The 12,236-nt window shown below is 61.6% G+C and carries 11 protein-coding genes; 7 read left to right on the top strand and 4 right to left on the bottom strand.

All coding sequences use genetic code 11. The features are described 5' to 3' along the window. Nucleotides 1-37 precede the first annotated feature (37 nt). Complete coding sequence (gene dusB / locus ACT3UQ_RS04480) at nucleotides 38-1,234, bottom strand: tRNA dihydrouridine synthase DusB (RefSeq protein ID WP_181148494.1); 1,197 nt, start codon at nucleotides 1,232-1,234, stop codon at nucleotides 38-40. A 102-nt stretch (nucleotides 1,235-1,336) separates the two neighbouring features. Between dusB and ACT3UQ_RS04475 the strand changes: the two genes are divergently transcribed. The 7 genes from ACT3UQ_RS04475 (at nucleotide 1,337) to ACT3UQ_RS04445 (ending at nucleotide 8,697) form a co-directional block, all read left to right on the top strand. Beyond that, nucleotides 1,337-1,807 (top strand): hypothetical protein, encoded by a 471-nt coding sequence (locus ACT3UQ_RS04475; RefSeq protein ID WP_146113376.1) that lies wholly within the window; start codon nucleotides 1,337-1,339, stop codon nucleotides 1,805-1,807. A 2-nt stretch (nucleotides 1,808-1,809) separates the two neighbouring features. Then, complete coding sequence (locus tag ACT3UQ_RS04470) at nucleotides 1,810-3,459, top strand: DUF5671 domain-containing protein (RefSeq protein ID WP_105569907.1); 1,650 nt, start codon at nucleotides 1,810-1,812, stop codon at nucleotides 3,457-3,459. Nucleotides 3,460-3,862: 403 nt separating this feature from the next. Further along, complete coding sequence (locus ACT3UQ_RS04465) at nucleotides 3,863-5,008, top strand: iron chelate uptake ABC transporter family permease subunit (protein ID WP_444636541.1); 1,146 nt, start codon at nucleotides 3,863-3,865, stop codon at nucleotides 5,006-5,008. Next, a complete protein-coding gene (fepG, locus tag ACT3UQ_RS04460) occupies nucleotides 5,005-6,087 on the top strand; it encodes an iron-enterobactin ABC transporter permease (RefSeq protein ID WP_105649418.1) in 1,083 nt (360 codons plus the stop codon). The genes ACT3UQ_RS04465 and fepG overlap by 4 nt, the downstream gene beginning before the upstream one ends. A gap of 17 nt (nucleotides 6,088-6,104) precedes the next feature. After that, a complete protein-coding gene (locus ACT3UQ_RS04455) occupies nucleotides 6,105-6,971 on the top strand; it encodes an ABC transporter ATP-binding protein (protein ID WP_105649419.1) in 867 nt (288 codons plus the stop codon). 80 nt (nucleotides 6,972-7,051) lie between these two features. Next, entirely contained in the window at nucleotides 7,052-8,041 is a 990-nt protein-coding gene (locus ACT3UQ_RS04450) for an ABC transporter substrate-binding protein (RefSeq protein WP_444619998.1), read from the top strand. A 179-nt stretch (nucleotides 8,042-8,220) separates the two neighbouring features. Continuing rightward, nucleotides 8,221-8,697 carry a GNAT family N-acetyltransferase gene (locus ACT3UQ_RS04445; protein ID WP_105553758.1) on the top strand — a complete coding sequence of 159 codons (477 nt, stop codon included), beginning with the start codon at nucleotides 8,221-8,223 and terminating at the stop codon, nucleotides 8,695-8,697. 102 nt (nucleotides 8,698-8,799) lie between these two features. Here the strand turns inward: ACT3UQ_RS04445 and ACT3UQ_RS04440 are convergent, their stop codons facing one another. The 3 genes from ACT3UQ_RS04440 to ACT3UQ_RS04430 form a co-directional block, all read right to left on the bottom strand. Then, on the bottom strand, nucleotides 8,800-9,786 hold the full coding sequence (locus ACT3UQ_RS04440; protein ID WP_444636540.1) for a DMT family transporter: 987 nt from the start codon (nucleotides 9,784-9,786) through the stop codon (nucleotides 8,800-8,802). 83 nt (nucleotides 9,787-9,869) lie between these two features. Continuing rightward, entirely contained in the window at nucleotides 9,870-10,796 is a 927-nt protein-coding gene (locus tag ACT3UQ_RS04435) for a GNAT family N-acetyltransferase (protein ID WP_096287471.1), read from the bottom strand. Between the two features lie 5 nt (nucleotides 10,797-10,801). Further along, nucleotides 10,802-12,187, bottom strand: a complete 1,386-nt coding sequence (locus ACT3UQ_RS04430; RefSeq protein ID WP_105553760.1) for a glycine--tRNA ligase — start codon at nucleotides 12,185-12,187, stop codon at nucleotides 10,802-10,804. Nucleotides 12,188-12,236: the final 49 nt, after the last annotated feature.

Here is a 12,236-nt window from a genome sequence, read left to right as displayed (position 1 = left end):
ATGAAGAGTCTAGTGACTTTTTGGGTCACTCGTTCACTTATCCACCGGAGATGTCTAACTCAGCTGCCTTGATCATGACCCGATGCTCATCGGACATCTCACGCGAGCTCAGCCAGCCGTCTGGCAGGTGGGTTTTCTTCGGCGTTCCGGCACGTCCACGGGTCCCCTCGGCGGCAGAGCCCGGGTAGCCCAAATCCAGATCGAGTTCATTCAGCAGTTCGCGCAGGCGCTCCAAGGACGGCACCTGGGCCAGCTGGGCGCGGATATCGCCGCCCACCGGATAGCCCTTGAAGTACCAGGCAATATGCTTGCGGATGTCGCGCATCCCCTTGCCTTCATCCTCGAAGTACTCGGCCAGCAGCTCTCCGTGGCGGTACACGGTGTCCGCCACTTCGCGCACGCCGGGGCGGAAACGCTGCGGCCGCCCTTCGAAAGCGGCCTGCAGATCGCCGAAAAGCCACGGGCGCCCCTGGCAGCCGCGGCCCACCACGATGCCGTCGACTCCGGTCTGCTCGACCATCTCGATGGCGTCTTCGGCACTGAAGATGTCTCCATTGCCCAGCACCGGAATATCCGCCAGGGCTTCGCGCAAGGTGGCGATGGCTTCCCAGTCGGCCTTTCCTGCGTAGTACTGGCGGGAGGTGCGGCCGTGCAGGGTGACTGCGGCGGCGCCGTGGTCACGAGCGATTTTGGCCGACTCGATGTACGTCAGGTGGTCCTCGTCGATGCCCTTGCGCATCTTGATGGTCAACGGCACCTCGCCCTTGGCTGCCTCGGAGGTGGCCGCTTCGATAATGGAGGTGAAAAGGTCCGTCTTCCACGGCAGCGCAGCGCCACCGCCCTTGCGGGTGACCTTCGGGACCGGGCAACCGAAATTCAGGTCGATATGGTCGGCGCGGTCTTCGTCGATGACCATGCGCACCGCGGCGCGCACGGTATTCGGGTCCACACCGTAAATCTGGATGGAGCGCAGCTCCTCATCCTCGTCGTGGGAGATGATGCGCATCGACTCGGCGTTTCGCTCCACCAGGGCGCGTGCGGTGACCATTTCGGTTACATACACGCCGCCACCGTATTCACGGCACAGTCGACGGAACGCTCGGTTGGTGATGCCAGCCATGGGGGCCAGGATCACCGGGGTTTCGATGGTGTGCTTGCCCAGCTGTAGCGGGGGCAGCTCAAGGGCCGGAACGTCGGTCGACTCGGTGGTTTGGGTAGCAGAAAGGATCGTCACACAACCATTATCTCAAACCCGAGCAAATCTCGGGTGAGATCTATATCAAATCGCAACCATGCGTAGCTGGATTATCTTATATCTAACAGGCAGAATTATGGGATGACAAGTAATTATTCGCGCGTACGGCTGTCATTGATAGCCCTTGGTGCGCTCTGTGTGGCATTGGTTATAGCCGCCCTGATCTCCGTTGCCCTGCGCCCCGCGGCCCCGTTGCTTGCCGAGAACACCCCGGAGGGCGCCGTCCAGCGCTACATCATGGCCATCGCCGACGCCGATATGGATACCGCGAAGAATTTCGTTCATAACGCTGCAGACAAGCAGCTCTGCGACCCCTTGTCTGCAGAGCTGCGCGACCCCGAGGTGAGCCTGATAAAAACCGTGATCACCGGCAACAGCGCCGAGGTCCACGTGACCTTCAACGATGACACCAGCGCTGTTTACGATTCCTTCTTCGGCATGTACGCGTACCAGGATTCCTTCCAGCTGACCCAGGTCGGCTCGGAGTGGAAAATCCTGGTTGCCCCATGGCAGGTCAATATGTGCACCGACGAAGAAATGTTGGGGTACTAGCCATGAGCAACCCCACCACGCAACGGCCCAATCACGCGGTGGCCGGGCAAACGGTGACCAGCCTTCGCCAACTAATTCTGCACGGCTTGTTGTTCATTTTGCTCATGGTCCTCGGCTCGGGACTTTCGACCCTGATCTCGATGCTCTTGCGTGGCTTCGTTCCGGCCTACAGCGGATCCACCGAACTCGCGGTGGGACTGTCTTTCACCTTGATCGCCGGCCCCCTCACCTGGCTGCTGTGGCGCACGGTCCGAAAAAACCTCCAACAGGTCAATCCGGTTGACGCCGCTATTTGGTCCTTGCAGGCCGCGGCCGTGTACGTGCTTGCCCTGGCAATGTCTTCAATATCCTTCCTCCGATTATTCGCCGAGTTGGTCGACCCCAGGAACGGCACCGGCTGGCAGTCGTTGCTGGGCGCCGGATTGGGCTGGGGCCTGGTTTTTGTGTGGCAGTACCGCTTGATCAATAGCCCGAAGTACGCACCCACAGAGCTCCCCTCGCTCGCTCCTGCGCTGGGTTCTGCCTACGCCCTGGTACTGGCCGGCATTTCGTCCGTGTACTTGGTGCAGCGTGCCGTCAGCGAGCTCCTTTCACCGCAGGAAATCCTGCTAGGAGCGCCCACCGCTCTCCCCCAGTTATTGGCGGCTGCAGTCTGGACGTTTGGCGCACTCCTCCTATGGTGGTGGCATTGGACAGTGCAGCGCGTGCACAGCATGGTTGATGATTTTACGGATTTCAGCTACGTCATCATCGGAATTTCTTTGCCCGCGGTGTTCTCGCTGCTCTGCGCGGCGGGGCTGCTGTCCCTACTGCTCCCGCTACCCGTGGGGTCGGACACCTGGGTCGAGGACCTCACCATCGACGGCCCGCCATTAATCGCCGGGCTGCTGGTCAGTTTAATCGTGTGGATCTATCATCAGGCAAAATTGAACACACGCGGCACGTGGTCAGCGGAGGTTTCCCGGCAGATCGTTAGCGGCGCCGCACTGGCCATCGGCGCCAGCGGTTTGGGCATGGTCATCAATGCCCTTCTGGCCTCGCTCGCGGTTCCGTTCTCCACAGGCACCTCGGCATCGGTGCTCCGCGCCGGAATCGCGTTTCTGGTTGTCGGCGCGCTAGCTTGGGTGTTTTTCTTCCGCCCCATGGCACCTGCCAAACCGGCCTCCCGACGCGTCTACCTGGTGATGTTCTTCGGTTGCAGTGCACTGGTGGCCCTGATTTCGCTGCTTGTTGTTGGCTACCGAATCTTCGAATTCCTGCTGGTTAGCACCGGCTCGGGAAGCCTCTTGGAGATGATCCGAGCACCTTTCGGCTGGCTAGTTGCCACCGCGCTGGTTGCCACGTACCACTTCTTCTTGTGGCGTTCGGATCGCCAGCTGCTGAGCTCCGTGTCCTCGGAGAATCTCCCGGCAGCCGAAATTGCACGCAGCCTGATGATCGTTGCGCCGCAAGGCTCCGATTACCTGCTCGAAGGACTGCGTCAACTGAAGCACATCCAACTTCACTGGGTGCCCTGCACAGGCACTGCTCCTGCGCAGGACGCCCTGGACCAGCTGCTCACTGAAGTCTCCACCCGAATCGATTCTGAAGCGTCCGGGCTGCTGGTAACCGTTGATTCTTCCGGCAAAGCGCAATTCGTCTCACTGGCCTGAGCCCAGATGCGACCCGAATAGGGAAATTCCAGCCCCGATTGCGACCTGCTTCACCCCGCCTTCGTGCCCTATTTCAGGGCACGATGGCGGTTTTTTATCTCAATGCAATTGCTCAGCGCCAGCCGATGGATCAAATAGAGCATTTCATGCACACCGCGTGAAGCGCGGTACGCCTGCCGCTCGAGCAAGGCGTTTCAGCGAAGTTAGTTAGGGCACCCAACACTGGGTCCTCCAACCCGAATTTCTTCATAGCTCGTCCATCATTCCAAGCCGGCGACCGGTTATTCGACCGAGGGGCCACGGGGTCCCCGTCGTAATCTTGCGATACTTCCGAATAAGAAGATGATACTGTTTTCTTTTGTGCCATCAGATAGGTGAGCATTACCTAACTCAAGAAGGTCTGATGCGAACTCCGACGCAGATCTCCGCAGAGCCCGAGGAATTAGTCCCAGGGGTCGAACCCGCTCCGGCGACCGATGAGGCCGTCGCGTCCCTGCCTGGCCTTGCTGCCCCCGAAGCAAATTCAACTGAAACCCGTACCGGTTTAGCTGCGAGCAATGCGACCCGCGCGGTTGGATTCGCGCTAGCACTCGCAGCGCTCGGCGTATCGGTGCTCTTGTCGCTCGCTGTTGGCGCTAAGTGGATTCCGGCCGTCGAGGTAATCCGGGGTTTAGCAGGCCTGGGCACCCAGGAAAATTTAGTGATACTCAACGAACTGCGCGTACCGCGTACGTTGGTCGGCCTCATGGCTGGGCTGGCGCTAGCCGTGGGCGGCGCGTTGATCCAGGCCTTGACCCGCAATCCGCTAGCTGACCCGGGAATTCTTGGTGTCAACGCGGGTGCCGCCTTCGCGGTTGTCCTTGCAGTTGCCGTATTCGGCATCGTCTCCATTGCCGATTACATCTGGTTCGCATTCGGTGGAGCAATCATCACCACCGTGCTGGTGTATCTCATAGGCTCCCGTGGACGGTCCGGCGCTACACCGATCAAGCTGACCCTCTCGGGCGTTGCCTTGGGCGCCATGCTCGGCGGGATCTCAAGTGGCATCACGTTGCTGAACCCGGAGGCATTCGACCGGATGCGGTTTTGGGGCGCCGGTACCTTGAACAACCGGACCTTGGATATGGTCTGGGTGATCCTGCCTTTTGTCGTGGCAGGATTATGCCTGGCCTTTTTCTGCACACGCTCGCTCAATGCGGTTTCGCTGGGTGAGGACATGGCCCGCGCATTGGGAAGCAACGTCACGCGAACCCGCGTTGCGGTCATCGTTGCGGTGACATTATTGTGCGGCGCCGCCACCGCGGCTGCCGGCCCCATCGGGTTCGTGGGGCTGATGGTTCCGCACATCGCCCGATGGATCGTCGGCGCGGATCAACGGTGGATTGTCCTCTATAGCCTGGCGTTGGGACCGGTGCTGCTTTTGGTCTCGGACGTCATCGGCCGCGTAGTTGCTCCGCCCGGTGAGTTGCAGGTCGGCATCGTGACGGCCTTCGTGGGCGCGCCGGTGCTGATCTGGCTGGTCCGCCGAAAGCAGGTCAGCGGGCTATGACCACCACGGGCAACACTCTCGCTTCCGCTCAACGCGTGGATTTCGGGCCAGGGCACACGGTGCTTTCATCGCCTGGCGGCCGCTTCTCGCTCCGCGTGCAGCGCCGTTCGATCATCGTCTGCGCGATCTTTGCTGCGCTCGGTCTCGTGCTAGCGCTCTGGGCCCTAGCCACAGGCGAAATAACTTTCTCGGCCATAGAGCTTCTGCGTGCGCTGCTCGGCACCGGCAGCAGCTCGAGCGAGCTGGTGGTGCTCTCCTGGCGCTTGCCGCGGGTAGTCATGGCCCTGGCGCTCGGCGCGGCTTTGGGTATCAGCGGAGCGATTTTCCAGTCGCTGACTCGGAACCCTTTGGGCAGCCCGGACATCATCGGGTTCAACACCGGCGCATACACCGGCGCCTTGGCGATTATTTTTCTCGCTGGCGGAGGATATTTTCAGATTGCCGCTGGGGCACTTCTCGGAGGCCTGCTGACGGCTGCATTGGTATATCTCTTGGCTTATCGCCGCGGGTCTCAAGGTTTCCGGTTGATCATTGTCGGGATTGCAATCAGCGCCATTCTCGCGTCGCTGAATACTTGGCTGATCCTGCGTGCGGGGCTCGAAGAAGCGATGTCCGCGGCCGTCTGGGGCGCCGGGTCGCTCAATGCGATGGGGTGGGAGCACGCACAACCGGCGTTGCTCGCGGTCACCGTCTTTTTCATCGCCGCCGCCATGCTGGCCCCGCGGATGCACATGCTGGAGATGGGAGACGACGCCGCCAGCGCGTTGGGCATTCGAGTTGAGCCCGCCAGGCTCCTGCTGATGGTGGTCGGCGTCGGCTTCACCGCACTGGCCACGGCCGCCGCCGGGCCTATTTCGTTTATCGCCCTGGCCGCACCCCAAGTAGCCCGGCGTTTAACGCGCAGCGCGGGAGTCCGCATGGGCTCATCGGCCATTCTCGGTGCGGTGCTCTTGCTTTTCAGCGATCTGATGGCCCAGCGCCTGGTTCCGGAGACCGCGCTACCGGTCGGCGTGGTCACGGTCAGCGTAGGCGGCATTTATTTGATCTGGCTCTTGCTCCGCGAGGCGAAAAGAAGTTGAAAGGCAATAAGTTGCAGATGAGAACAAGCCAGCCATCGGTTCGAGATCCCCAGCTCACCAATGCCCCTGGCCGCCTTGGGGAGTCAACCACCTCTCGGCTAAGCGGCCACGATCTTACTCTGGGCTACGAACAGCGCACCATCTCCCAGGAGCTGAACGTCGCGATCCCCGACGGATCATTTTCCGTCATTATCGGTCCGAACGCCTGCGGCAAATCAACCTTGCTGCGCGCGCTGTCGCGTCTGCTCAAGCCCCTGGCCGGGCAGGTTATCTTGGACGGAAAACCGATCCATAGGCTTCCTGCCAAGGACGTTGCCAAGCGGTTGGGGCTGCTCCCCCAGTCCTCGATTGCCCCGGATGGAATCACCGTCGCAGATCTGGTGGCTCGCGGTCGCTACCCGCATCAGAAGCTACTCTCGCAATGGTCTGCAGCGGATGAGAGCGCGGTGCTCGAAGCCCTGCTAGCGACCAATACGGCCAGCCTTTCACGCAGGCTGGTCGATGAGCTCTCCGGAGGACAACGCCAACGCGTCTGGGTCGCGATGGTGCTTGCGCAGCAAACCCCGCTGCTGCTACTGGACGAACCCACCACCTACCTCGATATTTCGCACCAGATAGAAATCATGGAGCTCTGCCGCCAGCTCAACCGCGGCAAGGGGCACACGGTGGTCGCGGTGCTCCACGATCTGAATCACGCATGCCGTTATGCCAATCATCTGATTGCCATGAAGGACGGCGCCATCGTGGCCACCGGTGCGCCGTCCGAGATCGTCACCGAAGAGCTGATTCACGAGGTCTTCGGGCTGCGCTGCCGGATCATCGAGGACCCCGTATCCCGGACGCCGCTGGTCGTTCCCCTGGGTGACGTAGAGAGCTGGGCCTAGCGGCTCGTCAACACCACCAGAATATTGCCTTGGCCGGCCGGCTCCGGACGCGCCGCACCTAACCGAAAGATGAACCGAATATGACTGCACCTACCCGACGCACGCTGCTGACCATGCTCAGCGCCGCCTCAATCATCGCGCTCACCAGCTGTGGAGCGCAGAGCGCTGAAAATGCGAGCACCGGCGCTTCGCCAGAGACCCTGCACGGCTCGTGGTCGTTTACCGACTCGTTCTATGAGAAGAAAACTACCCTGGACCAGCTGCCCGAATCGATCGTCGTGGATTCCTACTCCGCGGCCGCGCTGTGGGACTACGGCGTCCGCCCCACCGGTGTCTTTGGCTATGGACTCACCGAAGAAGGCGGACTTTCGGTAGGCAACGCGGATGTCAGCCAGATGACGATCGTCGGCAAGGACGCGGAGTTCAACCTGGAGAAGCTGCTCTCCTTGGACCCCGAGGTGATTATCGGCTACGGCAACTCCGAAGGCACCGGCTGGACCTGGTGGGATGAGAAGGTCCAGGGCGAAGCTACCGCCACCGCACCATACCTGCCGATTAAATCAGGCGGCCGCCCGGTTCAAAGCGTCATCGAGGACTATGCCGCCCTAGCCGAAGCGCTCGGCGGTGATACGAACACCGAGTCGGCGGTGCAAGACAAAACGGCTTTCACCGAGCGGCTCGAGACGCTGAAGGGCATCGCCGCCGAAAAGCCCGGGCTGAGGATCATCGCGCTCAACGGTTACGATGAGCTCTACGTCGGTCAGAAAACCATCGGCCAGCTCGCCTTGCTCGAGGACCTGGGATTCGAAATAGCCGGCCCGACCGCTGATAGCGGGTGGGCCTCACTGAGTTGGGAAAAGGTTAGTGATTACCCGGCAGACGTGGTGCTCAGCTACTCGGGGACGGCAGCACAGGTCAAAGACCATCCGGTGTTCTCCTCACTGCCTGCGGTGCAGTCCGGCCAAGTCGTGGAGTGGGATGACAAACGCCCCTACACCTACGCCAGCTACGTGCAGTGGTTCGATCAGCTCATCGACATTCTCGAAGATGCCAAAACCTTCGGTTCCTAGCGGCTGGCCGGCTCGAAGGTGTTGCCCACATCTCGGCACGAGATCCGGTTTCCGCCCGTTTTAGGGCGAACGCGGGAACCGGATTCGTTGCCGTCCGGGCGGTGCCTGCCACCGGGCTCACCGGCTGGTAGCCGATTGCGGCGTTCATCCCGTGGCAGAAATCGGCTTAGGCTTGAGCCATGACTATTCGACTGGTTGCCTTGGAGCCCGCAGAGTTCCCAGCATGGATGGAACGAAGCGCCAGCGAGTATGCCGCCGATCTGGTCTCGTTGGGAAGCACCACCGAAGCCGCCAGGTCGCAGGCGGAGCTTACGCTCCGCGGGGCGTTTCCCACGGAGCGCCCCAATTCAGCGAATGCGGTATTTAATCTGATCGACGAGAACGGATCTGCGGTCGGCTATATCTGGGTCGGACCGGATCAGTCGAAGGATCCGACCTCTTGGTGGGTGTGGGACATTGTCGTCGACTCCGATGCCCGCGGCAGGGGACATGGCAAGGCAGGCATGCTGCTGGCCGAAGATTATGCGCGATCGCAAGGAGCGTGCACCCTGGGGCTGAGCGTATTCGGCTTCAATCGCTCGGCGCGAGGGCTCTATGAGTCGCTCGGATACGAAACCACAAGCGTAAAGATGCGAAAAAGTCTCGTGGCCGAATAGGCACCCGGTGCCCGGTCATGCGCGCAGCCCGGGGCCGAGCCCAAAGCGCCGTAATCGCATCGGCGGTCCTGATGGCCCGTCAGCCATAGAGAGCAGAATCCCCTAGTTGCGCTTGCGGGTGAGTTTTCCGGTGCCGCTGACCGATGCGAGCGCTACCGCGAGCAGGGTCAGCACGGTGCCGGCTACCGTGGCAAAGCTAATCTGCGACCCGTCGGTGGGTACCAGCAAATCCATCAGGAGCGAGCCGAGCAGCTGGCCGCAGATCATGCACAAGCCGGTGAACAGCACCCCTAGATGCTTGACCATGAATGCGGAGACGCCGATAAAAACGCATCCAAGCAGCCCGCCGACGTAAAACCACCATTGGCTTGGCGGGGCCCCGAGCGGGGAAACAGCGGGCAGGCGCACCAGCAAGATCACCGCGAGCATCAAGCTGCCCACGACAAAGTTCATCAGTGTAGCGGTTATCGGGGTGCCATAGGCTTGGGCCTGCACCCCGTTGGAAGCCGATTGGAATCCCATGAGTATGCCCACCACGAGTGAGAAGATCATGGGCAGCAACAGCGTGGTCAGCTCGATGTCCGTATTAATGCGTGGGCTGACGGCCCAGATTACTCCGATCACCGTGAGCGCCGCCCCGGCCAAGCGCAGCGCACTGATCTTTCGTGGCCCCGCCGGACCGAAGCCGATCCGGTCCACGATCATCGAGCCGACGGTCTGGCCGGTCACCAGGCTCACGGTAAATAGCGCCACGCCAACCAACGGAACCGCGGCCGACTGGCTGACCACCACAAATCCGCCTACCGCGCCGGCGGCCAGATACCACCACGGGAATTGACGCTCGCGGATGACGCGGGGCACCGAGCGCGCGGCCCGGCGGGCGCCGGGGACCACAAGGTGGATGATGGTCAATGCCACCAGCCCCACCAGAAAACTGACCAGCGCGGCGGCAACCGCGTCGCCCAGCTCAACACCCAAGGCACCGTTGACGCGGCTCTGAATCGGCATGAGCAGTCCGGTGGCCACGGCGATCAGCAGATACACCAGCTTCAGGCCGGGGCTCAAGGTGGTGTTAAGCGAATTGTTCACTCGTGGTTCTTTCTCAGATACTGGGCAAATGCATTGCGGGGAAAGCAAAGGCGGGACCCTGCCGGGTCCCGCCTTGGAACTACTTAGTTGGCGTAGTCGCTCGCCAGAATGTGCGTCGTTGAGATGATCGTTGCCTGCTCAACGGTGGCCAGGGCATCCACCAAGGAGGAAAGCACGAACATCGACGAGTCGACCTCCAGCTTCACCGGGTATTGGTAAACCAGCATGGCAACCAGGTCGCGAACCGACTCGGCCACCTGGTCATCGCTGAATGCCGGGTTGGAGCCCACCAGCACGTCGGTGGGTGATTCCTCGCGGGCCGGGATATAGCTGATCGCGAAGGCCAGGATCTTTCCGCCTTCGCTGCGTGGCTTGTCGCGCAGCACGATGGCGCCCTGGGCGCCGGTGCTTTCGTCGAGCAGCATCTTCTGCGCCGAGCCCACGGTCATCTTCGCCGGGTCCCACTGGTGGGTGGCGTTGTAGAAGTCCATGACAAGCTTGGTCAATTCGACGCTGCCGGTAGCGATATCCTCGATGACCCGGTCGTTGTTGTCAAAGTCCGGTTCGGCCAGCGCACCGGGTTCCAGGATGACGTCCCGCGATACCTGGATCTCTCCCAGTCCGAGGGCCGCACAGAAACCGCCGGCGGCCTGCGCCGGATCGCCGGCGGTCACGGTGTACCGCGACTTCAGTTCGGTGCTTTCCCCGGCCGGAATCAAAGTCCGCAGCTGCGCCACCAGCTCGGTGCCCACGCCTTGACGGCGGTGGGTTGGGGCCACCTCCACGTAGAGCCACAAACGCTGCGGGTGCAGCGAGGAAGCAAAGATCACGCCGGCGCCGATAGCTACGGATTCGCTGGTTGCCACCAGGGTGCGCGAGAACGGCGCATCGCTGTCCTCGCGCAGCATGGTGCGGTCCTGGTACGCCTGCGGAGACAGCGGATCGCCGAAGATCTGCAGCAATTCGAGGTCATCGCCAGAACGCCAGGCGCGGAATGCTAGATCGCTCATGCGCCCTAGGCTCCGTTCAGACGCTCGGATAGGTAGGTCGTGACCTGGTCAAGGGCCACGCGTTCCTGCGCCATGGTGTCGCGTTCGCGGATGGTGACCGCGTGGTCATCGAGAGTATCGAAGTCCACGGTGATGCAGAACGGGGTGCCGATCTCATCCTGGCGGCGGTAGCGGCGGCCAATGGCGCCGGCGTCATCAAAATCGATATTCCAGCGCTTGCGCAGCTCGGCGGCCAAGTCCTTGGCCTTCGGGGACAGCGATTCGTTGCGGCTCAACGGCAACACGGCCGCCTTGACCGGTGCCAGACGCGGATCCAGCTTCAGCACGGTGCGCTTGTCCACGCCGCCCTTGGTATTCGGTGCTTCGTCCTCAGTGTAGGCATCCACCAGGAAAGCCATCATGGAACGGGTCAGGCCGAAGGAAGGCTCGATCACGAATGGCACGTAGCGTTCGCCGGAGGCCTGGTTGAAGTACGACAGGTCGGAACCCGAAGCATCCTTGTGGCTGGTCAGGTCGTAGTCGGTGCGGTTGGCGACGCCCATGAGCTCGCCCCATTCCGAGCCCTGGAAGCCGAAGCGGTACTCGAAGTCGATGGTGCCAGCCGAATAGTGGGCGCGGTCGTCTTCCGGCACGTCGAACTGGCGCAGGTTCTCCGGGTTGATGCCCAGATCCAGGAACCAGGCCCAGCAGGTGTCAACCCAGTGCTTGAACCACTGATCGGCGTCTTCCGGAGCGGTGAAGAACTCGATTTCCATCTGTTCGAACTCGCGGGTGCGGAAGATGAAGTTGCCTGGGGTGATTTCGTTGCGGAAGGCCTTGCCGATCTGGCCGATGCCAAAGGGCGGCTTCTTGCGGCTGGCGTTGAGCACGTTGGCGAAGTTCACGAAGATGCCCTGCGCGGTTTCCGGGCGCATGTAGGTCATGCCGGCTTCGGTATCCACCGGGCCGAGGAAGGTCTTCATCAGGCCGGAGAACTGCTGCGGCTCGGTGAACTGGCCTTTGGTTCCGCAGTCGGGGCAGGCGATCTCGCTCATGCCGTCCTTTGGATCACGGCCCTTCTTGGCTACGAATGCCTCGATCAGGTGATCTTCGCGGTGGCGCTTGTGGCACTGGGTGCACTCGACCAGCGGGTCGGTGAAGGTCTTGACGTGTCCGGAGGCTTCCCAGACAGCCTTAGGCAGGACGATGGAGGAGTCGAGCCCCACCATGTCTTCGCGTCCGCGCACGAAGCTCTGCCACCATTCACGCTTGATATTTTCCTTCAGCTCGGTGCCTAATGGCCCGTAATCCCATGCGGATCGGGAACCACCGTAAATTTCACCAGCCTGAAAAACGAATCCGCGACGCTTCGCGAGGGAAATAACCTGATCAAGCTTGGACTGTGGCGCCATCTTCAACTCCAAAGGAAAGTACGAGGCCGCTGGTTGCGGTCCGTAGGAA

The sequence above is a fragment of the Glutamicibacter sp. AOP12-B1-11 genome, from assembly GCF_052379245.1.
In the GTDB taxonomy this organism is placed as follows: domain Bacteria; phylum Actinomycetota; class Actinomycetes; order Actinomycetales; family Micrococcaceae; genus Glutamicibacter.
This window is presented reverse-complemented; position numbering and strand designations above follow the sequence as displayed.